The organism is Comamonas avium (assembly GCF_014836675.1).
GTDB lineage: Bacteria > Pseudomonadota > Gammaproteobacteria > Burkholderiales > Burkholderiaceae_C > Comamonas > Comamonas avium.
In genome coordinates, this window is sequence record NZ_JACSQK010000003.1 from 157,988 (window position 1) to 182,662 (window position 24,675).

The following is a 24,675-nucleotide window of genomic DNA, read 5'->3' on the forward strand; positions in this document are numbered from 1 at the left end:
TTGTGATGTCCCCTATGTCTGAGCGTCCGGCCATGCCCCCTTTGCCCACTGCGGCCAGTGTGTGGCGCGATACACCACAGCGCTTTGGCCTGATCAGCCGTGGCTTGCATTGGGCCATGGCATTGCTGCTTGTGTGGCAGTTTGCAGGCATGGTGGCCAAAGTCACGCTGGGCAAAGACGCGGCCCTCACATCGGTGCTGGCAGGTGCGCATGCACACGTGGGTTTGCTGTTGCTGGTACTGGCGGTGCTGCGCTGCCTGTGGGGCTGGGCCAATAAGGGGCGCCGTCCACGCCATGGCGCAGGGGTGATGGGGGCCGCTGCAGGGCTGGGGCATCTGGCTTTGTACGCCTTGATGCTGGTCGTGCCTTTCTTGGCCATGCTGCGCATGCTGGGCAACAACCGGCCCTTCAACTGGTTTGGCGTTATTCCTCTGAACGACGGGCAGGGTGAGAAAGTGGAGTGGATGGTGGCTCCGGCCAGCGCTGTGCATGGGTTGCTGGGCTGGGTGTTGCTGGTCTTGATCATTGGCCACATGCTGATGGTGCTGGTGCACCGCTATCTCTGGAAAGACGATGTGGCGCAGCGCATGCTCGGGCGCATGCAGCCCTGAACCTCAAGGCTTGAGCGTCAAATCCATCACATCCCCGTTGCTCTCTTTCATGTGCATGCGCACGGGCACATAGCCCAGCGCGGGGTTCAGCCACAACTGGGCTGTTTCATCGTCACCGGCCTGGGGCAGGCGGTGCAGGCGCAGCGTGGGCACAGGGCCGTCAGGCAGCTCCAGCTGCGCCTGGCCTTCCACCACAAACGACCATATTTGCATGCGCCGCGCACCCAGTGTGGGAATGTCGATGCGTGTGCCGGGTGCGCGCAAGTCGGGCATGGCCTGCAGCATGCTGGCCAATTGCAAAAACACACTCAGCCGGTCTTGGGTGCCTGGGCCAATTGGCGCGGGGGTGCGTTCAGGCTCAAACAAGGCCTGCTGCGCAGTCCAGTCCAGATTGACTGTGCGGCGCTTGGTCAGGCGGCGATCCACAAACTGCAAGGGTTGCAGGCCTTGGGGGGTGAGCAAGCCCGTGCTGGTTTGTTCGAGTGAGCCCAGCAAAAAGGCGCTGATCGATTGTCTGGCTTGGTAGGTGTGGCCATCGGTTTGCCATTGCAGCTGGGCGTTGGCGTGGTATTGCATGCCTTTGACAAAACCCTCCACCTTGAAGCGCAGCTCCATGTGCTGGGTCAGGGCAGAACCGTCTGGGGGCAGCACCATGGTGACGGGCATGTCTGCTGCATTGCGCACTTGGAGGCTGGGACCCTGTGGCTGGGTCGGTGCAGCGGCAGGTTCCATGGCCTGTGCGTTGGCTGCGTCAGCTGCCACGGCTGGCGTTTCTGTCTCCACCACGGGGGGGGCAGGTGTGGCGGCAGTGGCCCGTGGCGCTGGTGCAGCAGTTAACGCAGCGTCAGGCGCTGCAGGTGGGCGGCGGGGGGCAATGGGTTTTGGGGGTGTGGTCTGGCCAGCTGCCTGCACCTGTGGTGCAGGCGGTGCGGCGGGGGTGGGCTGTACCCAGATGGTGTGCAGACGCTGGGGTGCATCGGGTGTGAACGCGGCGGTGATGGGGGGCAGATGGATGTTGCCAAACAGCACCACCCAGTGCGCTGCCGCCACCAAAGCCGTCACACTGAAAACAAGGCGAAGACGCATGCGTGCAGCTTAATCGAGCGCTCGCTGTCTGCGCATGGTCATCACCAGGACTGCCAGGCTGATGACGGCACCCAGGCCCCCCAGCACCGGGAAGAGGGGAATGCCAAACACGCGCACATTCCAGGACAGCAATGTGGGGCCAATGCCCAGGATGAAGGCCCCCGCCACTACGGCCAGTGACAGGCGGGTGGCCGCACGCTCCAGCGCCACAGAGACGCGGTGCAGGTGGCGCACCTCCATGTCGACACCGATGCGTCCTTGCTTGAGGCGGTACATCAGCAGGCGCAGCGTTTTGGGGGCATCGGCTGCCATTTCAAACATCTGCATGGTGGCGGCACGTTGCTCGCGCAGCAGTCGCCTGGGGTGGTAGCGTGCGCGCAGTTGCTCTTGCACCAGCGGCTTTGCGGTGGCGACGACGTCAAAGTTCGGGTCCAGCTGCAGCAGCACGCGGTCGGCAGTGATCAGCGCCTTGAACAGCAAGGCCATATCCGAGGGCATGGAGATTTGGGCCTCGCGTGCCAGATCCATGAACTCCTTGATGGAGTCACCCAGTTTCAGCGGGCCATTGTCGCGCCGGGCAATGTAGCGCTCCACGGCCGATTCCATCAGGGCAATGTCGATGCGCACGTCGCCAGTCCATTCCAGCAGCACCATGACCAGGCCATCGGCATCGCCCTCCACCATGGCGCGCAGCAGCACCAGAAACTGATCGCGCCGGTGGGGTGACAGATGGCCTACCAGCCCAAAGTCCAGAAAACCGACGCGGTTGCCCTGCAGCGCAAATACATTGCCAGGGTGTGGATCGGCGTGAAACAGGCCATCGCGCAGCACCATGTGCAAAAAGGCGTGCGCCCCACGCTGCGCCAGCAAGGCGCCGTGAAAGCGCGTGTCCAGCGTTGCCTGGTTGGCGGGTACACCATCCAGCCAGTCTTGCACCAGCAGCTCGGGGGTGCTCAAGTCCCACGCAATGCGTGGAATGACAATATCGGGCTGCTGCAAAAAGGCCTGTGCCACCAGTTCGTTGTTGCGGCCTTCGATGGTGAAGTCCAGCTCTTCCTGTAACGCTTCTCCCACCTGCCGGGCAACGGCCACGGGGCGGTAACGCTCAAGCTGCGGAAAGCTTTCTTCGACCATGGTGGCCACGTGGCGCAGCAGACGGGCATCGGCCTCCAGACCCGCACGAATGCCGGGGCGCTGCACTTTAACCACGACTTCACGCAATGATCCGTCGGGGCGCTGCACCTGTGCGCGGTAGACCTGAGCGATAGAGGCAGCGGCCAGCGGCGTGGTGTCAAAACGCGTGAAAACCTGCGCAATGGGCTGCCCCAGCTGGGCTTCGATGTGCGGGCGCATGACCTCCCAGGACAGGGGCGTGGCCTGGTTGTGCAATTGCTCCAGCGCCTGTGTCCATTCAGTGGGCAGCAGGTCAGAGCGGGTGGCCAAAATTTGCCCCAGTTTGACGAAGGTGGGCCCCAGCGACTCAATCGCCATGCGCACGCGCTCGGGGCGGCTGGCCTGGGCGATGGGGTGGTCGGCGTCTTCATTGGCCGCGCGGTGGGCATTGCTGGTGCGCCACTGTGCCCAGCGCGAAAGACCCAGCGATTGCACCACGTCAGCCAGCCCAAAACGCAGCAGCGTTCCCACAATTTCTTGTAAGCGGGCGCGGTCTCGGACGGCAACCACCGCAGTGTGCAACATGGCCATGGCATCTCCTGAAGGCAAGCCAAAAGCATAAACCCACGGGCAGGGCCGTGGGTTTGATGAAGGAGAATCAAAAAGTAGAATCAAAAAAATGAGCTGCTAACGCTTATATTTATTGATTTTCAGATACTTTTGTATCTGAAGTGCTGGTAAATAAAGCGCAGGCAGCTCCTTTTATGCATTAGTAAGCCAGGCAGATCTTGCCAAAGTGCTTGCCTGCCTGCTGGTGGGCAAAGGCCTCGGTGATCTGGGCCAGCGGGTAGCTGCTGTCAATCACCGGCTTCCAGTCAAAGCGCTCCAGCGCACGCACCATGTCTTGTTGCTGTTCGCGGCTGCCCACAATCAAGCCCTGCAGTGTTTGCTGCTTGGCCATCAGTTCCACGGTCGGAATGCTGCCTGCAAAGCCTGTCAGCACGCCAATCAGGGCAATGTGCCCGCCCACGGCGCAGGCGCGGATCGATTGCGGCAAGGTGTTGGGGCCACCCACCTCGACCACGATGTCTGCACCACGCCCCTGGGTGGCGGCCAGTACGGCGTTGCCCCATTCGGGGGTCTCGGCGTAGTTGATGACCACGTCTGCGCCCAGAGCCTTCAGGTGTTCGGCCTTGGCGGCGCTGGAGGTGGTGGCAATGACGCGTGCGCCCATGCTTTTGGCCATTTGCAGCGCAAAGATGGAGACGCCGCCCGTGCCCAGCACCAGTACGGTGTTGCCTGCCTGCAGCTTGCCATTGACCACCAGTGCACGCCATGCGGTCAGGCCGGCGGTGGTCAGTGTGGCCGCTTGTGCGTGGCTGTAGCCCTGGGGTGCCAGCGTGAAAGCGGTGGCAGGCAGGGTGACCATTTCGCGCGCAAAACCATCGCAGCCATCGCCGGGCACCAGCGCAAAGTCACTGGGTGCGTGGCGGCTGCTGAGCCACTGCGGAAAGAAAGTGGAGACCACGTGGTCGCCCACGGAAAATTCTGTGACACCGGTGCCAACGGCGGTGACGACGCCTGCGCCGTCGGCCATGGGAATGCGGTTGGGCTCTGTGGCACCGGAACGGCTGACGACCAGCAGGTCGTGGTAGTTGAGCGATGTGGCATGGATGCGCACCTGAATCTCACCGGCCTGGGGCGCGGCGGCGTCTGCCAGCTCTACCAGTTGCAGGTTCTCCAAACCGCCGGGGGCGGCCAGTTGAATGGCTTTCATGCGTATCTTTCAGGAAAAAGGGTAAGGGATGCCTCGCATGTTGCAACGCAACGGCGTAATACGCCAGAACCAACATATTTGTTGGGTAGTATTAAAAATGTAAGTAATGCGCTGCCATGGGCCTGACGCTAGGATGCTGTGCATGATGATGACTGCAAAGGGGCCACCATGAAACGTTTAAACAGCAAGAGCGGCTGCGTTGTAGAGGTGACGCTGTCGGTCATGGGGGGCACCTGGAAGCCCGTTATCCTGTTTCACCTGCTGCACGGCAAAAAACGCTTCAGTGAACTGAGCCGCACGATTGGCTCCATTACCCAGCGCATGCTCACTTTGCAACTGCGCGAGCTGGAGGCATCAGGTATTGTGCTGCGCACCGTGCATGCCGAGGTGCCTCCGCGGGTGGACTATGAACTGACCGAACTGGGCCGTTCGCTGCAGCCGGTGCTGGTGGCCATGCGCAACTGGGGCGAGGCCTATGCCAGAGGTCGTGAGCAGGGCGATCCCTTGCCCGTTGCCCGCTGTGCCGAGGAGCTGGAACACGAAACGGTCTGAACCCAGCGGCAGTCACTGCCAGCAATGATGAAAAAAACCAGCAGGCATGCAGCGCTGCTGGTTTTTTGTGAGGCTGTGCAACGACAGCGCTGCGCTTACTTGCCTGCTGTCAGCGCGCTGTAGCCGTGCATCAGGTTGCGGTAGTCAGGGATGTGGTTGGAGAACAGTGTGCCCAGACCTTCCACGTCATTGCGCCAGTCGCGGTGCAGCTCGCAGGCTGCGCCAAACCAGGTCATGAGCTGGGCGCCGGCTTGTTCCATGCGGCTCCATGCGGCCTTTTGTGTCATCTCGTTGAAGGTGCCCGACGCATCGGCAATCACGAACACGTCAAAACCTTCTTCCAGTGCCGACAGCACAGGGAAACTCACACACACTTCAGTCACCACGCCGGCCACGATGAGCTGCTTCTTGCCAGTGGCTTTCACTGCTTTGACGAAGTCTTCGTTGTCCCATGCGTTGATCTGGCCTGGGCGTGCGATGTAGGGCGCAGAGGGGAATTTTGCTTTCAGCTCAGGCACCAGAGGGCCGTTGGGACCGTTTTCAAAACTGGTGGTCAAAATGGTCGGCAGCTTGAAGTATTCAGCCATGTCGGCCAGTGCCAGCACGTTGTTCTTGAACTTGTCGGGGTCGATGTCGCGCACCAGCGAGAGCAGTCCGGTCTGGTGGTCGACCAGCAGCACGGCGGCATTGTCTTTATCGAGGCGAACGTAAGGCTTGTTGCTCATGGTGATCTCCAAGGTAGCAGGGGGTGAAAAAAGAGAGAAGCCGCAGTGGGCTGGCGGTTTGCCCGCCCGCTGCGTGGATCCATGCGTGCGTGTGGCTCGCACGCATGGGTTCAGTGGTTCAGCTCAGCAGGCTGGCCCTGCTTTGCAGCAGGTATCCGGCCAAACTGACCACTGCGCAAATCGTCCATGGCCTGGTCGATTTCCTGGGCCGTGTTCATGACGAAGGGGCCGTGGCCCACCACAGGTTCGTCAATCGGTTCACCCGACAGCCACAACAGCGCGACTTCGTTGTTGGCTTCCAGGTGCACGGTATCTGCTGCACGGTCCATGTGCACCAGCTGGCCAGCACGGGCCACCTCGGTGCCGTTGATCAAGACGGTGCCATGCAGCACCACCAGCGCCAGCGTGTGGCCGGGCGGGGCCTGCAGCTCGGTCGTGGCACCAGCCTTGATCCGCACATCCCAGACATTGATGGGGGTGAAGGTCCTGGCGGGGCCATCGCCCTGTCCGTAATCGCCTGCAATCACCCGCACGGTGCCTGCACCATTGGGCAGGTTGAGCTCAGGGATGTCGCTGTTCAGCAAGGTCTGATAGCCAGGCGCAGACATTTTGTCTTTGGCTGGCAGGTTGACCCACAGCTGCACCATCTCGAAAGGGCCACCCGTGCGGGCATAGGCTTCAGAGTGAAACTCCTCATGCAAGATGCCCGAAGCCGCCGTCATCCACTGCACATCGCCGGGGCCAATGGTGCCGCCTGCGCCGGTGGAGTCACGGTGGGTCACCTCACCTTCGTAGACGATGGTCACGGTCTCAAACCCGCGGTGGGGGTGTGCGCCCACGCCGCGTCGGCCTGTGGTCGGTGTGAAGTGGTGGGGGCCTGCATGGACCAGCAGCAGGAAGGGGGTCAGTGCTTTGCCGTGATCGCCGTAACTGAACAGTGAACGCACAGGAAAGCCGTTGCCCACCCAGTGGGGGCGTGGGGCTTCGTAGACACCCAGAATCTTCTTCAGCATGGCTTTTTCTCCTTGGAATCCATCGCTGGGCTTTGCGGCTTGCAGCGATGTGTTGAACATGGTGCTAAGTATGAAATCAGAACGATGTTTGCGGTAGACTGCAAAAATCTACTGCAGAGTTCTATTTTTGAAACAATGAAGTTGCCTGATCTCAATGAGCTGTACTACTACGCCCAGGTGGTAGAGCACGGCGGCTTTGCCCCCGCAGGGCGTGCTTTGGGCATGCCCAAGTCCAAACTCAGCCGGCGGGTGGCCTTGCTGGAAGAGCGGCTGGGCGTGCAGTTGCTGTTGCGCTCCACGCGCAGCTTTGCAGTCACAGAGGTGGGCAAGCGTTACTACGAACATTGCCGCGCCATGCTGACCGAAGCCGAGGCGGCTGAAGAATCGGTGGCCATGACCCACAGCGAGCCGTGTGGCGTGGTGCGCATGAGTTGCCCGGTGGCGCTGCTGTCAGCGCGCGTGGGGCCCATGCTGGCGGCCTTCATGGTGCTGTACCCGCGTGTGGTGCTGCAGGTGGATGAGACCAACCGCCGTGTAGACGTGGTGGCCGAAGGGCTGGACCTGGCCATTCGCGTGCGCCCCCCACCGCTGCAAGACAGTGATCTGGTGCTGCGCAACCTGGCAGAGCGTGGCCAGTGTCTGGTAACCAGCCCGGCGCTGCTGGCGCAGTGCGGCCAGGCCAGCGGGCCCATGGACCTGTCGCACTGGCCCAGTCTGGAGATGGGTGTGCCGCAGGAAACATACCGATGGCTGTTGCAAGGCCCCAATCAGGAGCGGGCGGAAGTGCGCCACCAGCCAAGGCTGGTGACGCAGTCCATGCTGGCACTGCGTGATGCGGCTTTGCAGGGTGTGGGCGTGGTGCAGCTGCCCACCATGTTTGTGCGCGATGAGCTGCGCAGCGGAGCGCTGGTGCAAGTGCTGCCGGGCTGGGCACCACGCCCGGAGATCATCCACGCGGTCTACGCATCGCGCCGGGGGCAATTGCCAGCGGTGCGGGCGCTGCTGGATTTTCTGGTCCAGCAGTTTCAGGCGGTGGCCGAAGACTGAGGTTGCCTACGCCGGTGCGGTGGCCGGCGTAATACGTTCTACCTGCACCGCGCAGTCATAAAAACAGGGGGCGCGGCCAATGTCGGTGAGCTGCTGGTGGGTCAGCTCATTGACGTTGGTGCCGTTGGCTCCGTGCTTGCGCCACCAGATGCCCAGCCCCACTACCACGCCGGGCCGTGCCCGGCCATTAACGGCCGCGTGGCACACGTGCATGCCCCGGTCGTTGAATACGCGCAGCACATCACCGTCGGCAATGCCCCGTGCAGCGGCATCATCGGGGTGCAGCTCCAGCAGGGGGCGCTGCTCCATGCGCTGCAGGCTGGCTACATTGGCAAAGGTGCTGTTGAGGAAGTTGCGCGCCGGCGGTGAAATCATGGCCAGCGGGAACTTGGCGGTGGGTGGCTCGTAGTTGGGCAGATAGTCCGGCAAGGTGCCGATGCCCAGCCGCGCCAGTTGCGGGTTGTCAAACTCGCACTTGCCCGAGGGCGTGGCAAAGCCACCGTGTGCAAACGGTGCCTCTTTCACAGGAATGTGTGCAAAGCCGTGGTGCAACAGGGCATCAAAATCAATGGCCGTGTTTGCAACGCTGGAGCGGCACAACTCCTCATCCGTGGCCTGGAAGTGCGCCGCTGCGTAGGCAGGCTGCAGCAACGCCATCTGCGCGGCCAGATCACGAAAAATCTGCGCATTGCTGCGCGCCTGACCTTGCGGCGCAATCGCCGGGCGGTTCAGCAGCACATCGGTGTGGCCATAGCTGCCGTGGATGTCCCAGTGCTCCAGCTGCGTGGTTGCGGGCAGCACGTAGTCGGCATGGTCGGCGGTGTCGGTCATGAAATGCTCCAGCACCACCGTAAACAGGTCTTCACGCGCAAAGCCTGCGGCCACCTTGGCCGACTCTGGCGCAACCGCCACGGGGTTGCTGTTGTAGACCACGACGGCCTGCACCTGCGGTCCCCATTGCGCATCGCCGGGGTGCAGCAGCACGTCGCCAATGGTGCTCATGTTCAGCAAGCGCGGGCGGCGTGTGCCCAGCAACTGGGGCATTTGCAGTGCGGCTCTGTTGAACGGCGACACACCAGAGCTGGACAGCAGCAGTCCGCCGGCCCGCTGGCGCCAGGCCCCCACCAGTGCAGGCAGGCAGGCAATGGCGCGCACGGCATTGCCGCCACCGCGTACGCGCTGCATGCCGTAGTTCAGGCGAATGGCGGCAGCTTGCGTGGTGCCGTAGTCACGCGCCAGCTGGATGATTTGCTCGACCGGCAGGCCGCAGACCTGGGCCGCACGCTCGGGTGGCCATTGCAGGGCGCGGGCTTTAAGCGCTTCCCAGCCCAGCGTGTGCTGGGCGATGTAGTCGTGGTCCAGCCAGTTGTGCACGATCAGCTCGTGCATCAGCGCCAATGCCAGGGCAGCATCGGTGCCCGGCAGCAGCTGCAGGTGTTCGTGGCATTTGTCGGCTGTTTCGCTCTTGCGCGGGTCAATGCATACCAGTCTGGCGCCGTTGCGTTTGGCTTCCTGCGCCAGCCGCCAAAAGTGCAGGTTGCTGCTGATGCTGTTGCTGCCCCAGATCAGGATCAGCTGGCTTTCGGCAAAAAACTCCATGCGCATCCCCAGCTTGCCGCCGTAGGTGGCCGCCAGCGCCTCACTGCCTGCGCTGGCGCAGATGGTGCGGTCCAGCAGGCTGGCACCGAGCTGGTGGAAAAACCGGCGATCCATGCTTTCACCCTGCACCATGCCCATGGTGCCTGCATAGCTGTAGGGCAGGATGGCTTCGGGCTGTTGCTGCGCAATGCCGTGCAGGCGCTGTGCGATATCGCGTAGCGCCTCGTCCCAGCTGACGGGGGTGAACTGGCCGCTGCCCTTGGGGCCGCTGCGCCTGAGCGGTGTCAGTACCCGTTCGGGGTGGTAGGTGCGCTCGGCATATTTGCTGACCTTGGTGCACAGCACACCACCGGTCATGGGGTGGCCGGGGTTGCCTTGAACGCGGGTGGCAATGCCGTCCACCACGGTGGTGACGAGCGAGCAGGTATCGGGGCAATCGTGGGGGCAGGCACCCAGCACAGTGCGGTGTAAAGCAGCGTTCATGGCTCAATCGTGAGGAGGTGAAACATTATGAGACGGCGCTGCACCGCACCGTCGAAACGGTATGTGAAAACGTTTAGAACGACCGTGCTTTTTATACGTGTTTTGGCTACACTGTCCGCACACTAACCATAAGGAGACCTGTCCCATGTCGGATCTGAACGCAACTTTTGAAGAAGCCGTCAAAAATTCCACTTCCATCAGCGAGCGCCCGGACAACGCCACGTTGCTGAAGATTTACGCGCTGTACAAGCAAGCCACAGAGGGTGACAACGAGGCCAAGAAGCCCAGCTTTACCGACATGGTTGGCCGTGCCAAGTGGGATGCATGGGAAAAGCTCAAGGACACCTCGCTGGATGACGCCAAGCAGCAATACATTGATTTGATTAACTCGCTGCGCTGATGGCGACCTGCGCACCACGCACAACGGCAGCCCACTGGCTGCCGTTTTTGTTAATGCTTTGAATAAAGTAGCTGTTAGCGCTTATCAGTAAACACTTTCAAATACAAAACACTTTGAAAGTGTTTTGTATCAAGAGCATGCAGCTATATTTTTAAGCAGCTTGCAGCATTTCATCAAACTGCGCGTTCAGCTTGGCTTCAATCTTTTCCTGAAACATGGCTGCTAAAAAGCCCAGCTCAGCTTCCAGCTTGAGCTGGGTGGCACTGACGTGCAGCAAGCCTTGCATGCCGTTGCCGTCAAAGTGCAGCACGTCGTGCGCGTCGCCCGCTTCATAACGGCATTGCACGCCAAATTTGGCCGTCGCTTTTTCAGCCCAGCTCTGGGCATGTTGACGGGCGGTGGGTAAGCCCAGCGTGTGCTGGCGTTCAATAAGGATGTGAGACACGGGCCAAATCTTTGAAAACTGCAGAAAGGGCGTGAATCATAAAAGTCCTGCAAGCTTTAGAAGGCCCGGGGGCTGAATACACTTGGGGTTTGGTTTTCAGAAAAGCAAGCGCCGCACTATGGACTTTTTCACTTGGATTATTGTGGGCTCCATTGCCGTCTATGTCTTGCAAGGCATAGAGCACCGTCGCCGTGTGCGTTTGCTGGGGGCACACCTGGCACCCACGCAGGTCGAAAAGCTCATGGGAGGCCTGATTGAAGGCTATATGCGCGCACTGGATGAAAAAGACGTCGAGCGCCGTCAGCAGGTCTGGGACATTTTGAGCAACAGCGAAAAAACGCTGGCTGACCAGCTGCAGCGGCTGGCCACCAGCTTCAGCCAGGAAAACGCACAGGACACGCGCGTCAGCACACTGCCGCTGGCACTGCCGTACTTTGACCGCCTGATCCCATCGCACACCTTTGACATGCGCGAAGCACTGAAGATGCATGCCAAAGCCGTGCGCGATGCCTGTGCGCCCGAGGATGTGGACCTGGAAACGCGCAAGCGCATGGCATTCACCATGACGGCGGAATTGCTGCTGCTGCAGCACACCTGCCACTGGTTCTGCAAGACGCGCACCATCGCCTCCATGCGTTTGATGGCGCGCCAGAAAACATCGTATGAGCAGGTGATGAAGTCCGTATCAGCCAGCACCTTGTCGGCCTACCAGCGCCTGATTGGTAAAGGCTGACACACACGGTCAGATCGGAGTTTGGTGGCCCCGGGGCCTGAAAACCCGTGAAACGGGAAAAAACCTGTCAAACCTATGTGCTGTGGTGTATTGACGAGGGCCGCGTGCTGTCCCAAAAATAGGCAGCATGAAAAACATGCTCGCCGCCCTGGAGACCCGGCTCGCTGAACTTCCCGTTCGCGTGTCCGTGGCATTGCCCAGCGGGCAGCGGATTGGTCCTGCCCAAGGGGATGTGCATATCGCGCTGCGTTCACCGGCGGCACTGGTGGCTCTGGCCCAGGGGCAGATTGGATCGCTGGGGGCTGCCGTGGTTGAGGGCTGGGTCGATCTGGAGGGCAGCATGCGCAACGTCATGGCTGCCGCCACCAGCTTGCTGCAGACAGACCCGGTGCGCGGCAACGCCAGCTGGTGGTCGCAAACAATGGCGCGGGCACGCTCCATGGCCTTGCACACACTGGAGCGCGACGCGCAGCAGGTGCAGTTTCACTATGACCTGTCTGATGATTTCTACGCGCTATGGCTGGACCCCTTGCGGGTGTACTCCTGTGCCTACTACCGTTCTTCAGAAATGTCGCTGGCGCAGGCCCAACAAGCCAAGCTCGATCACATCTGCCGCAAGCTGGCGCTGAAAGCCAACGAGCGCTTTCTGGATATTGGCTGTGGCTGGGGCGGGCTGATTGTGTGGGCAGCCCAGCATTACGGCGTCCAGGCCAAGGGGGTCACCCTTTCGCGCAATCAATACGACTACGTGCGCAAGCGGATTCAGGCGCTCGGGCTGGATGGGCAGGTGCAGGTGGAGCTGTGTGACTACCGGCAGATGGCGGATACGCCTTATGACAAGCTGGCCTCAGTGGGCATGTTTGAGCACGTGGGGCATGCTAATTTGGCGGCCTATTTTCAGACCGTGCGCCAGTTGCTGCGCCCCGGCGGGATGGCCTTGATCCATGGCATCACGGCAGGAGGGACGAAAAACAGGCAGCTCGGAGCCGGCATTGGCGAGTTCATTGAGCGCTATATCTTTCCCGGTGGCGAGCTGGTGCATGTCAGTGCCGTGCTGCATGACATGGCAGATGCGGGGCTGGAGATGGTGGACACCGAGAACCTGAGGCCACACTACGCGCGGACTCTGTGGACATGGTCAGATGCACTGGAAGCCCAGTTGCCCCAGGCGCAGCGTATCTTGTCTGCGCAAACGGATGCCGAACGCTCTGGCCGCGCCTTGCGTGCCTATCGCCTGTATCTGGCTGGGAGCGCCATGGGCTTTGAGCAGGGCTGGATGGGCTTGCACCAAATGCTGGTTACAAATCCCTCAGGCAACTTGAGTGCAGGAGGTCTGCGTGGCGCACAATCGGATTACCCATTCCAACGTGAATACATGTACTCGAAAGGATAAAAAAATGGCCTACACCTTCCAGTCACGCGCCACAGCCGACTTGATCATGCTGAAGGCAACTGCCGAGCACATTTTGAAGATTCTGGACAAACCTTTGGGACAGCCAGGTGTCTTCACCGTAGAACAAATCCCCCACACGCTGGTCATGCTGGATCAGGCCGTCGCAGAAGATGAAGCGCGCCGTAAAGCCATGCAAGAAGAGATGAATGACCAGCACGAAGGCCACTCGGCAGAGGCTGCGGCCGCCTCTGCGCAGCTGGGCGCTGTCAGCCTGCGCCAGCGTGTTGTGCCTTTGGCGGACATGCTGCGTCGCAGTGCCGAAGAAGGTAAACCTGTGACCTGGAAGATCTGAAGGACACAGCACCGCTGAGGTTTAGCCCATGAAAAACCGCCAGAACGCGTGAGCGTCTGGCGGTTTTTTTTGATTCCAGGTGCTAGATGCAGCACCTGAAAGCGGGCACAGGCTTAGTCAGCGAACTGACCGGCAGCCTTGATGACCTTGCCCCAGCTGTCAATTTCAGCTTGAACGAATTTCTTGTGCTCTGCGGGCTCAACACGCTTGTCAGCCACCACCACGGCACCCAGACCTTCTTGCTTGCGCACGAACTCGGGGTCTTTCACGGCTTGCTTGAGGGCGTTGTTCAGCTTGGTCAGCACATCGGCAGGGGTGCCCTTGGGTGCATACAGGCCATGCCACACGGTCACGTTAAAGCCCTTGAGGCCTGAAGAGTCCAGCGTTGCCAGATCCTTCAGCGCAGGGGATTTCAGCTTCTGCAGGGTAGTGACGCCATAGGCCTTGACCTTCTGCGCTTCAATCTGCGAAGAGGTGTTGGTGGTCTGGTCGCACATCAGATCGATGGTGCCGCCCATCAGGTCGGTAATGGCTGGTGCTGCGCCTTTGTAAGGCACGGTGGTCATCTGCACATTCAGGGCGCTTTGGAACATCAGGCCACACAGGTGACCGGCTGAACCCAGACCCGAGTGGCCAATGTTGACCTTCTCTTTTTCTGTGTTGATCCAGTCACGCAGTTCTGCAAAGTTCTTGGCAGCCAGGTTAGGGCGGCCAATCACGGTCATGGGCACGTCGTTGACGATGCCCAGGAATTCGAAATCGTTGAGCACGTTAAAAGGCAGCTTGCGATACAGCGAAGGCATGGTCGACATGCCAATGTGGTTCAGCAGCAGGGTGTAGCCATCGGGTGTTGCACGTGCCACCTTGGCCGAACCAATGGTGCTGCCTGCACCTGCCACGTTTTCAATCACTACCGTAGCGCCGTCCAAAGGTTTGCGCATGGCTTCAGCCAAGTCACGTGCAACACGGTCAGTAGGGCCGCCTGCAGAGAAGGGCACCACGATCGTAATGTTCTTGCCGGATGCGGGGAAACTTTGGGCGGAAGCAGCCAAGGACACGGCTGCGGCAGCCAAAGCAACGGCTGCGATACGGAACGATTGAGTCATTGAAATCTCCAGACTTACTTGTAATGGGATGCGATCCTAGGAACTTGAGTGACAGGTGTACCCCCGCACATTCCCTGAGTTCTTCATAAAAAATTCTAAGAAGAACGCGCGCTTGCGCTGGATCAAATTCAATAGCAACGGCCATGAAGAAGCTTGATTTATTAAAATTCTTTAATGGTTGTTAATTTATGTTTATTCTTGTTTTCTGCGGCTATCTTCTTTTTCTTCTTGCCGGGTTTTGTCGTGGCTATCTTTTCTATAGACAATTGATGTGAAAACCCCGATGTATGTGCACTGTTTGTTTTTTACATCATGTATCCGACATTCCATAGGGTGAAATTTATTGAGAATGTCTGGGGCGCATTGGCCCAGGTGGGTGTCTTGCACCATGGGCGCTGCATGTAGCAGTTGGGCGTCGACGCCGGCAGCGCGAACCCCCTGCAGACAGTTCAAAGGCCCGCAAGGGCCAGAGATTTGCCGGAGTCACGCTGGTGGGGGCAGGAGCTGCGGTGAGGTATTTCTAGCTGTAGCTTCTAGCGTCTTCAATTACTTTGCCGTCATTGGGCAAGCTGCCAGGAGCGACCAGTTGAATGTCGGCACGCAGTTTCGTGATGTCGCGCACTGCATCACTGATTTGCTGGGTGAAACCCGGGGCAGTTTCTTGGCTTTCCACCAGCAACGTCATGGTGTCATTAGCCATCTCACCACTGATGATCAAACGTGCTTTGTGGGCCTGGGGGAAGCGTTTGATCACATCGGCCACCTGAGCGGGGTGAACAAACATTCCCCGCACTTTGGTGGTCTGATCGGCGCGGCCCATCCAGCCTTTGATGCGGTGGTTGGTGCGCCCAGTAGGGCAGTGTCCGGGCAATATGGCCGAGAGGTCTCCGGTGCCAAACCGGATCAATGGGTAGTCGGGGTTGAGCGTGGTGATCACCAGCTCGCCAACCTCTCCATCTGGCACGGGCTCACCAGTGCCGGGACGCACGATTTCGACAATCACGCCTTCATCAATCACCAGGCCCTGGCGCGCAGATGTCTCGTAAGCAATCAGACCCAAGTCGGCAGTGGCATAGCACTGATAGCCATCAATGCCCTGCGCATGCAGCCAATCGCGCAAAGAAGGGGGAAATGCTTCGCCACTGACCAGAGCTTTGCGCACGCTGGGGATGGGGGTGCCCATGCTGTGTGCCTTTTCCAAAATCAGTTTAAGAAAGCTGGGCGTGCCGATGTAACCTGCTGGACGCAGCTCAGCCATCGCTTGTACTTGCTGCTCAGTCTGGCCTGTTCCGCCGGGGAAAACCGTGCAGCCTATCGCATGTGCCCCTGTTTCCATCATCGAACCCGCAGGCACGAAGTGGTAGCTAAAGCAGTTGTGGATCAGCTCGCCCGCACGAAAACCAGCGGCATGAATTGCACGCGCCATGCGCCAGTAATCCGCTCGTGTGCCCTCGGGCTCGTAAATGGTGCCCGGACTGGCAAAGACATGCGGCATATGCGGGCCAAACGCCTGCGTGTTGAATCCACCAAACGGGCTGCTGGCGCGCCCAGCCTGTTGCTTGGCCAGCAGTTCATATTTGCGTGTAACCGGCAGCTGCGCCAGTGCGGCGCGGCTGTGAATGGCTGCGGCGTCCACGCCGTGGAGAATTTGCGCAAACGCGGGGGAGTGTGCCTGTGCATGTGCAATATGCGCAGGAAGAGCGGCCATCAAAGCGGCTTCACGTGCTTGTGGTGAACGGACTTCCAAACTGTCGTAATGCTCATGCATGCTCAATTCCTCAAGACGCGGTGGTCACTTGCAACCGCAAAAAAGTTGAAATGTTGGAAGCCGCGGTTAAGCCAGCCAGCGTTTGCGACGTTTGTAGCTTTTGACATCTCGAAAACTCTTGCGTTCGCTGCCACCAACGCCCAGGTAGAACTCTTTGACGTCTTCGTTGGAGGCCAGGTCGCTGGCGGTGCCATCCATCACAATGCGGCCGCTTTCCATGATGTAGCCGTAGTCGGCATACTTGAGCGCCATGTTCGTGTTCTGCTCGGCCAGCAAAAAGGTGACTTTTTCCTTGCTGTTGAGATCTTTGACAATGTGGAACACCTCGTCCACGATCTGCGGTGCCAGGCCCATGGACGGCTCATCGAGCAGCACCATGCGCGGATTGCTCATGATGGCGCGGCCAATGGCACACATTTGCTGCTCACCACCTGAGGTGTAAGCAGCCTGGCTGGTACGCCGGGTTTTGAGGCGCGGAAAGTAGTTGTAGACCTTCTCAAGATTGGCAGCAATCTCACCCTTGTCAGTGCGCGTATAGCTGCCAGTGAGCAGGTTTTCTTCGATGGTCAGGTGGGCAAAGCAGTGTCTGCCTTCCATGACCTGCACGACACCACGCTTGACCAGTTCAGCAGGCGACAGATTCTGAATCTGCTCGCCTTCCAGCGTAACCCCGCCTTTGGTGACTTCGCCGCGCTCTCCTTTGAGCAGGTTGGAGATGGCCCGCAACGTGGTGGTCTTGCCGGCGCCATTGCCGCCCAGCAATGCCACGATGCTCTGGTGTGGAACCTGGAGTGAGACGCCTTTGAGCACCAGGATCACATGGTTGTAGATGACTTCGATGCCATTGACTTCCACCAGCGGTGCGGCGCTGGCAGGGGTGGGGATGCGGTTGGAAGAATCGGTCATGCAATCACCTGAATACTCAAATTAATAGCTGGCTGCGCCTGCTGGATAAGCGCTGGAGCTTGACTTGGCTGAACACTTTGCACGGCCCGCAGCGGTGAAGCGCGGGCCGTGTTTCAGTGCATCAGTTGCAGGAGCGAACCTTGACGTTCTTTTCCTTGGCGTAGCGCTCTGCATATTCCTTGTACAGAGGATCGACCAGAGACTTGTCGGCCTGATACCAGTCCGAGTTCACCTTGAACTTGCTGCCATCCCAGGTCGCAATGCGTGCCCAGTCGGCACCCAGGTGGTTTTCGCAGCTGGTCTTGAAGGGGCGAATGATCTTGCCAAAGCCCAGCTCGTTCAGGCGCTCTTGTGTCAGGTTCAGGTTCTCCAGACCCCAGCGCACTTGCTCGGGCGTCATGACCTTGCCCTTGCCAAACTTCTCCTGCGCCGTACGAATGCCTTCGACCTGCAGCATGGCAATCATCATGCCGCGTGTGTGTGCCAGCTGGCCCAGCTCTTTGGGGTCCTGGGCTGTGCCCTGACCTTTGTCGTAGAGCATGGTCTTGACATCGGCATGCACCTTGTCGTTTTCGGCCGTGTTGTGGATGGTGACGGTGTTGTAGCCCTTGGCACCTGCGCCAATGTCTTTGACATCATGGTCAGAGCCACCCCACCAGATGGCGTACATCTTCTCGCGTGGGTAGCCAGTGGCCTGCGCTTCGCGCACAGCGGTGGGGGTCATCACACCAGCGGACCACAGCAGCACATAGTCCGGGCGGCTCTGGCGAATCTGCAGCCAGGTGGATTTTTGCTCCACGCCGGGCGCGGTCACAGGCAGCTTGAGCAGCTCAAAGCCGTCCTTGGCAGCGCGCTTTTCCAGCAGTGCAATAGGCTCCTTGCCATAAGGCGAGTCGTGATAGACCAGTGCAATTTTCTTGCCCTTGAGGTTGCCGTTTTCCTTCTTCAGGATGTCCTGAATCATGGAGTCAGCAGCCGTCCAGTAATTGCCCAGCAGCGGGAAATTCCACTCAAACACCTTGCCGTCTACAGACTGAGACAGGCCATAGCCGGGGGTCACCACAGGCACCTTGTCGCCGGGGGCCTTGTCGGTCACGGCAAAGGTAATGCCAGTCGACTGGGTATCAAAGCCCGAGGCACCACCGTCCTTGTTCTTCAGGCGCTCATAGCACTCCACGCCCTTGGCGGTGTCGTACGCGGTTTCGCACTCTTCAAATTTGATCTTCACGCCATTGATGCCGCCTTTGGCGTTCACCAGCTTCAGATAGTCCTGCTTGCCGTCGCCCCATGGAATGCCCAGCGGCGCAAACTGGCCGGTGCGGTACACCAGCAGCGGAACAAACTGCTCTTGTGCCTGCACAGCGGGCGCAGTCATCAGAGCGCCCATGCTTGCTGCCACAGTAGCGGCAGCCATCGCAATTTTCTTGAACATCATCAACTGTCTCCTTCGGTTGTATGGGACGGCGTCCCGGTTGCAGGCACTCTGTGGTGTCTTAAAGAATCAATGCGGAAATGGCCAGACGCGCAATTTCTGTCTTGCTGTGGCCCACAGCTTGGCCAATCCGTGGGGTTCCACAATCAGGAAGAACACGATCAGCGCACCAAAAATCATGTGTTCCAGATAGGTGGCGGTAGCCGTAGAAATGGGCAGGCCCAGCCAGTGTGGAACCTGAGTCAGAAACAGCGGCAGCAGCACAAAGAATGCGGCCCCAAAAATGCTGCCGACAATGGAGCCCAGACCGCCAATGATGATCATGAACAGCAGTTGCAGCGAGCGATCTAGGCTGAAGGCTGCTGGCTCCCATGCACCCAGGTGCACAAAGCCCCAGAGTGCACCCGCAATGCCGACGATGAAAGAGCTGACCGCAAATGCTGAAAGCTTGGCGTAGGTGGGGCGGATGCCGATCACCGCAGCGGCCACATCCATGTCGCGCATGGCCATCCATTCGCGGCCAATGGCACCACGCACCAGGTTTTTGGCGGCCAAGCCCAGTACACACAGAATGACAAGGCACAGCAGGTATTTCTCTACCGGGGTGTCAATGCTCCAGCCCAGAATGGCCAGCGGCTTGGCGCTGACCGAGCCTGAGGATGAGTTGTTGGTGACCCAAGCGGCACGTGTGGTCAGCCAGTCCACAAAGAACTGGGCGGCCAGCGTAGCCACGGCCAGATACAGGCCACGAATGCGCAGACTGGGCAGACCAAACACGATGCCAAAGACCATCGCCACGAGGCCACCACCGATCAGCGCCAGCAGCAGCGGCATGCCTTCAATGCGGGCCTGCAGGTTATAGGCTGCATAAGCACCCACGGCCATGAAGGCGGCGGTGCCCAGTGAAATCTGGCCGCAGTAGCCCACCAAAATGTTGAGTCCCATGGCCCCCAGCGACATGATGACAAAGGGAATCAGGACAGCCTGAAAGGTGTAGTCACTGGCTGCAAAAGGAATGACCAAAAAGGCCACTGCCAAAATCAGCAGGACGGCGTAGCGGTCCTGTGCCACAGAGAAGATTTGCTGGTCGGCCGCGTAGCTGGTTTTGAACTGGCCGTTTTCACGATAAAACATGTCGGTTTCCTCTTCTTACGGCTTCAGACGCGGTCGATAATTTTGTCGCCGAACAACCCTTGAGGGCGGATCAGCAGGAAGCACAGGGCCAGACCGTAGGCAAACCAGGTCTCGATGCCACCGCCCACCATGGGGCCCAGATAGACCTCGGAGAGTTTTTCTCCAACACCAATGATCAGCCCGCCGATGATGGCGCCGGGCAGTGACGTCAGGCCACCCAGAATCACTACTGGCAGGGCCTTGAGCGCTACCAGCGACAGCGAGTACTGCACGCCCAGCTTGGAGCCCCAGATGATGCCCACCACCAACGCCACACCGCCCGCCACTGACCACACGATGACCCAGATGCGCGACAGTGGAATGCCGATGGATTGCGCGGCCTGGTGGTCATCAGCAACTGCACGCAGGGCGCGGCCGGTTTTGGTTTTCTGAAAGAACAGGCTCAGGCAGACCACCATGAAGGCCGCAATGCATGCGGCATACAGGTCTTCCAGACTGATCATCACGCCACCTGGAAACAGGCTGTCCATGATGAAAACGGGGTCCTTGGGCATGCCCACGTTGATGCTGTAGACCGCACTGCCAAAAATCATGGGGCCCAGCCCGTCCAGCAGATAGGCAATGCCCAGTGTGGCCATCAGCAAGGTGATGGGCTCTTGGTTGACCAGGTGGCGCAAGGCCAGCCGCTCGATCAGCCATGCCACCACAACCATGATCAGCAGGGCCACGACGATGGCCAGCAGATTGCCAACGAGACCGGGCTCAATGCCCAGCCATTCGGGAATCCACTGCGAAAAGCGCGCCATGGCCAGGGCTGAAAACAGCACCATGGCACCCTGCGCAAAGTTGAAGACACCTGAGGCCTTGAAGATCAGCACAAACCCAATGGCGATCAGCGCGTACAGCGTGCCCACCATGAGGCCACCGAACAGGGTTTCCAGAAAAAATCCCATGTTTCTGCTCCTTAGTGGCCAGCGCCCAGATAGGCCCGGATCACGTCTTCGTTATTGCGCACTGCTTCGGGCTCGCCGTCGCCAATCTTCTTGCCGTAATCGAGCACTACGACACGGTCGGAAATGTCCATCACCACGCCCATGTCGTGCTCGATCAGCACGATGGTGGTGCCAAATTCATCGTTCACATCCAGGATGAATCGGCACATGTCCTGCTTTTCCTCGACGTTCATGCCTGCCATGGGCTCGTCCAGCAGCAGTACCTGCGGCTCCATGGCCAGGGCACGGCCCAGGTCCACACGCTTTTGCAGGCCGTAAGGCAACTGGCCCACAGGCATCTTGCGATAGGCCTGAATTTCAAGGAAGTCGATGATGTGTTCGACAAACTCGCGGTTGCGAATCTCTTCACGTTGGGCAGGGCCTACACGCAGAGCCTGCATCAGCACATTGCTCCTGATTTTGAGGTTGCGGCCGGTCATGATGTTGTCAATCACGCTCATGCCTTTGAACAGTGCCAGGTTCTGAAAGGTCCGGGCTACGCCCATTTCAGCGACCTGACGGCTGTTCATGTGACTGAAGGTCTGGCCTCTGAAAGTGATGGAACCTTCAGAGGGGGTGTAGACCCCGTTGATGCAATTGAGCATGGAGCTTTTGCCGGCGCCATTGGGCCCGATGATGGAGCGGATCTCATGCTCGCGCACGTTGAACGAAATGTCTGTCAGCGCTTTCACGCCGCCAAAGCGCAGGCTGATGTTCTGGATGTCCAAAATGACATCGCCAATCTTCTTGTCTGTCATGGCTGCTGGTCTTTCGTTCGGGCTATCAAGCAGCGGCACGCGTGGCCGGGAATGTCTTGGCGTTGATGATTTGCAGCGTGGCGCTGACGCTGCCTGTGCGGCCGTCCTCAAACTTCACCTGCGTTTCAATGAACTGCTCGGTCTTGCTGCTGTACAGCGCTTCAATGAGCACACCGTACTTTTCCCCAATGAAGTTGCGCCGTACCTTGCGGGTGCGGGTAAGTTCATCGTCGTCCGGGTCCAGCTCTTTGTGCAGCACCAAAAAGCGTGCGACCTGGGTGCCAGCCATGCCGGCTTCGGTAGCGAGATCCGCGTTGACTTGGTTGATGCACTCGCCAATCAGCTCCAGCACCTGTGGTTTGGAGGCCAGATCCACATAGCCGCCGTAAGGAATGCCCTGGCGTTCAGCCAGGCTGCCCACTGCTTCGTAATCGATATTGATGAAAGCGCAGACTTCGTCACGCAGGTTGCCAAAGCACACCGCTTCTTTGATCTGAGGGAAAAACTTGAGCTTGTTCTCGATGTAGTTCGGCGCAAACATGGCCCCGGCGTTGGTCTTGCCCACGTCTTTGGCCCGGTCAATGATGCGCAGGTGGCCGTCTTCATCCAGCACGCCTGCGTCGCCGGTGTGAAAGTAGCCCTGTGCATCAATCACTTCAGCCGTGGCATCCGGGCGTTTGTAGTACTCCTTGAGTACCGAAACCCCTTTGACCAGCACTTCACCGTTGTCCGCAATCTTCAGTTCAATGCCGGGGGCCGCCTGGCCTACGGTGTTGAGTTTGACCTGTCCGTTTTTCTGAATGCAGACATAGGCGCAGGTCTCGGTCTGGCCATACAGCTGCTTGAGGTTGATGCCTATGGAGCGGAAAAACTTGAACAAGTCCGGGCCAATGGCCGCGCCGGCGGTGTAGGCCACGCGGATACGTGACAGCCCCATGACGTTGCGCAGCGGGCCGTAGATAAACAGGTCACCCAGGCAGTACTTGAAGCGATCCCAGGCGCCCACAGGCTTGCCGTCCAGGATGTCGGCACCCACACGCTGGGCCAGGTGCATGCACTTTTCATACAGCCATTGCTTGGGTTTGGCAGCGTCTTCCATGCGGATGGACACCGAGGTCAGCATGCCTTCAAAAACCCGGGGCGGCGCGAAGTAATAAGTGGGGCCAATTTCGCGCAGATCGATGTTGATGGTGCTGGCAGATTCTGGGCAGTTGATCGTGAAGCCCGCCACCATCCACTGGGCCACTGAAAACAGATGATCACCCACCCAGGCTGGTGGCAGGTAGGAGATCACGTTGTCAGACGGGTTCAGGCCATCGACCTCGACGCCCCCCTGTGCTGCGCCGATAAAGCTGGCATGGGTTTGGCACACGCCTTTGGGTTTGCCGGTGGTGCCCGAGGTGTACAAAATGACGGATACGTCTTCAGGCTGCACTGCCTGCACCATGGCGTCCCAGGTGCCGGGGTGGTCGCGGTCCCATGCCTGGCCCAGCTCTTTGAGCTGAGCGATGCTGATGAGGCCGGGTGCCTCGTATTTGCGCAGGCCGCGTGGGTCGTCGTAAATGATGTGCTGAATGCTGGGCACAGATTCACGCACTTCCAGCAGCTTGTCGACTTGCTCCTGGTTTTCTGCAAATGCAAATGCAACCTCGGCATCCTCGATGACAAAACGCATTTCTTGCGCGACGGCATCCTGGTACAGCGGAATGGGAACTGCGCCCAGGCTTTGTACCGCGATGAACCCCATGTAAAGGCTGGGGCGGTTGTCGCTGATGAAGGCGAGGTTTTGCCCCTTGGCCAGCCCCAGCGCAGCCAGGCCACATGCCATCTGGCGCACGTCACGGGCAGCGTCTGCCCAGCTCCATGTTTGCCAGATGCCGTATTCCTTCTCGCGCAATGCAGCAGCCGCGGGCCTTTCGGCAGCATGCCGAAGCAGCAGATGCGGAAATGTTGTTGCCATTGCAGATCCTCACAGATTCAAACCTCGGGCCAACTGGTGAGCGTGGCAATCAAGCACCGCCACTCAGCGAATGAAGGCAATACTAGGTAGTGATTTGACGTTTTCTTGTCTTTACGACGACATTCTCGGGAAAGACCTAATCGGGTTAGTACGCGGCATTTGTCGGCATATGTCCCATAAATGCCAACATTTGACTTGAATCAGGCCATGCGCCATGCAGTGCCGCCGTTTGTCGTGGCAAACCCCAATGTCACGACAAAGGGGTCTGCGCACATGCTTGCCACTTATGAGTCCAAGCACTTCTTTGTACCAACGCCGCCGTGCTGCCACCCCTGAAGAGATCAATGCCATCCCATGGATCAGCCTGCTGCTGCCGCATGAGCGCGAGCGGGCTGTCTCCACGCTGCTGGTAACGCAAGCATCTGCTGGTGAATATGTCAGCCATGCTGGCAAGCCCGTGAGTTTTTGGCTGGGTTTGACCGAGGGGCTGCTGAAAATGAGCGCCGACAACGTCGATGGCTTGACCATGACCTTTACCGGTGTGCCTCCGGGTGGATGGTTTGGAGAGGGCACATGTATCAAGCGCGAAACCTACCGTTACAACATTCAGGCTCTGCGAAAAAGTGTGATAGCAGGCATTCCTGTAGAGACGTTCCAGTGGCTGCTGGATAACTCGCTGGGTTTTAACCGCTTCATCATGAACCAGCTCAACGAACGCCTGGGTCAGTTCATTGCTGCGCGCGAGATCGACCGCATCAGCAACCCTGATGTGCGCGTTGCACGCAGTCTGGCGGCTTTGTTCAACCCTGTGCTCTACCCGGCCGTGGGTGCGGTGCTTCGTATTACGCAGCAAGAGCTGGCGTATCTGGTGGGTTTGTCGCGACAAAGGGTGAATGAAGCTTTGTCCACCTTAGAAAACTACGGCGCTATTCAGGTGGAATATGGTGGCTTGCGGGTGATGGATTTACAGGCCTTGCGCGATGGACTTTTCACCAGCAGCAAGCGCGGCGCTGTGCCAGAAGCTGTAACGCGCGAGGGCATAGTCTGAGCGGCTAGCAAGGCTGTACAAGGGGCGCGACAATAGCCCCCTAACTCCAAGAGCCGAGCATGTCTTTCAAAGACCACCCCAATTCCCGAGGCCCATCGTCTAACGGCGCCTCACGTCCCGCCCGCCCTGCTGGTGATCGCACCGAGCGCCGGGGGGATGATCGTCCTCGCGGCGGCCAGTCCTTTGGCCCGCGCGATGACCGTGGCCCACGCCGTGAAGGTGGTTTTGGCGGCGGTGATCGC

At 59.4% G+C, this 24,675-nt stretch carries 24 protein-coding genes; 9 read left to right on the forward strand and 15 right to left on the reverse strand.

The window, feature by feature from the left end; genetic code table 11:
* Positions 1-5 precede the first annotated feature (5 nt).
* On the forward strand, positions 6-611 hold the full coding sequence (locus H9646_RS06050) for a cytochrome b (RefSeq protein WP_225214020.1): 606 nt from the start codon (positions 6-8) through the stop codon (positions 609-611).
* Positions 612-614: 3 nt separating this feature from the next.
* On the opposite strand, the gene H9646_RS06055 is transcribed toward H9646_RS06050, so the two are convergent.
* The 3 genes from H9646_RS06055 to H9646_RS06065 form a co-directional block, all read right to left on the reverse strand.
* Positions 615-1,697 carry a DUF3108 domain-containing protein gene (locus H9646_RS06055; RefSeq protein ID WP_191722451.1) on the reverse strand — a complete coding sequence of 361 codons (1,083 nt, stop codon included), beginning with the start codon at positions 1,695-1,697 and terminating at the stop codon, positions 615-617.
* Positions 1,698-1,706: 9 nt separating this feature from the next.
* Positions 1,707-3,401, reverse strand: a complete 1,695-nt coding sequence (locus tag H9646_RS06060; RefSeq protein ID WP_225214021.1) for an ABC1 kinase family protein — start codon at positions 3,399-3,401, stop codon at positions 1,707-1,709.
* A 178-nt stretch (positions 3,402-3,579) separates the two neighbouring features.
* Positions 3,580-4,587 carry a zinc-dependent alcohol dehydrogenase family protein gene (locus H9646_RS06065; protein WP_191722452.1) on the reverse strand — a complete coding sequence of 336 codons (1,008 nt, stop codon included), beginning with the start codon at positions 4,585-4,587 and terminating at the stop codon, positions 3,580-3,582.
* Positions 4,588-4,755: 168 nt separating this feature from the next.
* Here H9646_RS06065 and H9646_RS06070 point away from each other — a divergent pair, with 168 nt between their 5' ends.
* Positions 4,756-5,139, forward strand: coding sequence for a winged helix-turn-helix transcriptional regulator (locus H9646_RS06070; protein WP_191722453.1), 384 nt, complete (start codon positions 4,756-4,758; stop codon positions 5,137-5,139).
* Between the two features lie 95 nt (positions 5,140-5,234).
* Here the strand turns inward: H9646_RS06070 and ycaC are convergent, their stop codons facing one another.
* Together ycaC and H9646_RS06080 are read right to left on the reverse strand one after the other, a co-directional pair.
* Positions 5,235-5,864 (reverse strand): isochorismate family cysteine hydrolase YcaC, encoded by a 630-nt coding sequence (gene ycaC / locus H9646_RS06075; RefSeq protein WP_191722454.1) that lies wholly within the window; start codon positions 5,862-5,864, stop codon positions 5,235-5,237.
* 110 nt (positions 5,865-5,974) lie between these two features.
* Positions 5,975-6,877 carry a pirin family protein gene (locus H9646_RS06080; protein ID WP_191722778.1) on the reverse strand — a complete coding sequence of 301 codons (903 nt, stop codon included), beginning with the start codon at positions 6,875-6,877 and terminating at the stop codon, positions 5,975-5,977.
* A 135-nt stretch (positions 6,878-7,012) separates the two neighbouring features.
* On the opposite strand from H9646_RS06080, the gene H9646_RS06085 reads away from it, so the two are divergent.
* A complete protein-coding gene (locus tag H9646_RS06085) occupies positions 7,013-7,924 on the forward strand; it encodes a LysR family transcriptional regulator (protein ID WP_191722455.1) in 912 nt (303 codons plus the stop codon).
* A 6-nt stretch (positions 7,925-7,930) separates the two neighbouring features.
* Here H9646_RS06085 and H9646_RS06090 read toward each other — a convergent pair whose 3' ends face one another.
* Positions 7,931-10,006 carry a molybdopterin-containing oxidoreductase family protein gene (locus H9646_RS06090; RefSeq protein ID WP_191722456.1) on the reverse strand — a complete coding sequence of 692 codons (2,076 nt, stop codon included), beginning with the start codon at positions 10,004-10,006 and terminating at the stop codon, positions 7,931-7,933.
* Positions 10,007-10,151: 145 nt separating this feature from the next.
* On the opposite strand from H9646_RS06090, the gene H9646_RS06095 reads away from it, so the two are divergent.
* Positions 10,152-10,406, forward strand: a complete 255-nt coding sequence (locus H9646_RS06095) for an acyl-CoA-binding protein (protein WP_191722457.1) — start codon at positions 10,152-10,154, stop codon at positions 10,404-10,406.
* A 151-nt stretch (positions 10,407-10,557) separates the two neighbouring features.
* On the opposite strand, the gene H9646_RS06100 is transcribed toward H9646_RS06095, so the two are convergent.
* A complete protein-coding gene (locus tag H9646_RS06100) occupies positions 10,558-10,851 on the reverse strand; it encodes a polyhydroxyalkanoic acid system family protein (RefSeq protein WP_191722458.1) in 294 nt (97 codons plus the stop codon).
* A 118-nt stretch (positions 10,852-10,969) separates the two neighbouring features.
* Between H9646_RS06100 and H9646_RS06105 the strand changes: the two genes are divergently transcribed.
* From H9646_RS06105 to H9646_RS06115, 3 genes are all read left to right on the forward strand, one after another.
* Positions 10,970-11,584 carry a hypothetical protein gene (locus H9646_RS06105; protein ID WP_191722459.1) on the forward strand — a complete coding sequence of 205 codons (615 nt, stop codon included), beginning with the start codon at positions 10,970-10,972 and terminating at the stop codon, positions 11,582-11,584.
* 127 nt (positions 11,585-11,711) lie between these two features.
* Complete coding sequence (locus tag H9646_RS06110; protein ID WP_191722460.1) at positions 11,712-12,977, forward strand: class I SAM-dependent methyltransferase; 1,266 nt, start codon at positions 11,712-11,714, stop codon at positions 12,975-12,977.
* Between the two features lie 4 nt (positions 12,978-12,981).
* Positions 12,982-13,329, forward strand: a complete 348-nt coding sequence (locus H9646_RS06115; RefSeq protein WP_191722461.1) for a DUF1840 domain-containing protein — start codon at positions 12,982-12,984, stop codon at positions 13,327-13,329.
* A 113-nt stretch (positions 13,330-13,442) separates the two neighbouring features.
* On the opposite strand, the gene H9646_RS06120 is transcribed toward H9646_RS06115, so the two are convergent.
* The 8 genes from H9646_RS06120 to H9646_RS06155 all read right to left on the reverse strand — a co-directional run bounded on the left by H9646_RS06120 (position 13,443) and on the right by H9646_RS06155 (position 23,385).
* Positions 13,443-14,435, reverse strand: a complete 993-nt coding sequence (locus tag H9646_RS06120) for a tripartite tricarboxylate transporter substrate-binding protein (RefSeq protein WP_191722462.1) — start codon at positions 14,433-14,435, stop codon at positions 13,443-13,445.
* Positions 14,436-14,955: 520 nt separating this feature from the next.
* Positions 14,956-16,203, reverse strand: coding sequence for a phenylacetate--CoA ligase family protein (locus H9646_RS06125; RefSeq protein ID WP_191722463.1), 1,248 nt, complete (start codon positions 16,201-16,203; stop codon positions 14,956-14,958).
* A gap of 66 nt (positions 16,204-16,269) precedes the next feature.
* A complete protein-coding gene (locus H9646_RS06130) occupies positions 16,270-17,109 on the reverse strand; it encodes an ABC transporter ATP-binding protein (RefSeq protein WP_191722464.1) in 840 nt (279 codons plus the stop codon).
* 121 nt (positions 17,110-17,230) lie between these two features.
* Complete coding sequence (locus tag H9646_RS06135; protein WP_191722465.1) at positions 17,231-18,544, reverse strand: ABC transporter substrate-binding protein; 1,314 nt, start codon at positions 18,542-18,544, stop codon at positions 17,231-17,233.
* 66 nt (positions 18,545-18,610) lie between these two features.
* Positions 18,611-19,675 carry a branched-chain amino acid ABC transporter permease gene (locus H9646_RS06140; RefSeq protein WP_191722466.1) on the reverse strand — a complete coding sequence of 355 codons (1,065 nt, stop codon included), beginning with the start codon at positions 19,673-19,675 and terminating at the stop codon, positions 18,611-18,613.
* Between the two features lie 23 nt (positions 19,676-19,698).
* Entirely contained in the window at positions 19,699-20,628 is a 930-nt protein-coding gene (locus H9646_RS06145; protein ID WP_191722467.1) for a branched-chain amino acid ABC transporter permease, read from the reverse strand.
* Positions 20,629-20,639: 11 nt separating this feature from the next.
* Positions 20,640-21,425, reverse strand: coding sequence for an ABC transporter ATP-binding protein (locus H9646_RS06150; protein WP_191722468.1), 786 nt, complete (start codon positions 21,423-21,425; stop codon positions 20,640-20,642).
* 25 nt (positions 21,426-21,450) lie between these two features.
* Positions 21,451-23,385 carry an AMP-dependent synthetase/ligase gene (locus H9646_RS06155; RefSeq protein WP_191722469.1) on the reverse strand — a complete coding sequence of 645 codons (1,935 nt, stop codon included), beginning with the start codon at positions 23,383-23,385 and terminating at the stop codon, positions 21,451-21,453.
* Positions 23,386-23,671: 286 nt separating this feature from the next.
* Here H9646_RS06155 and H9646_RS06160 point away from each other — a divergent pair, with 286 nt between their 5' ends.
* Positions 23,672-24,433 carry a Crp/Fnr family transcriptional regulator gene (locus H9646_RS06160; RefSeq protein ID WP_191722470.1) on the forward strand — a complete coding sequence of 254 codons (762 nt, stop codon included), beginning with the start codon at positions 23,672-23,674 and terminating at the stop codon, positions 24,431-24,433.
* A gap of 59 nt (positions 24,434-24,492) precedes the next feature.
* Positions 24,493-24,675, forward strand: a 183-nt coding sequence (locus H9646_RS06165) for a hypothetical protein (protein ID WP_191722796.1), incomplete at its 3' end; no start/stop codon positions are given.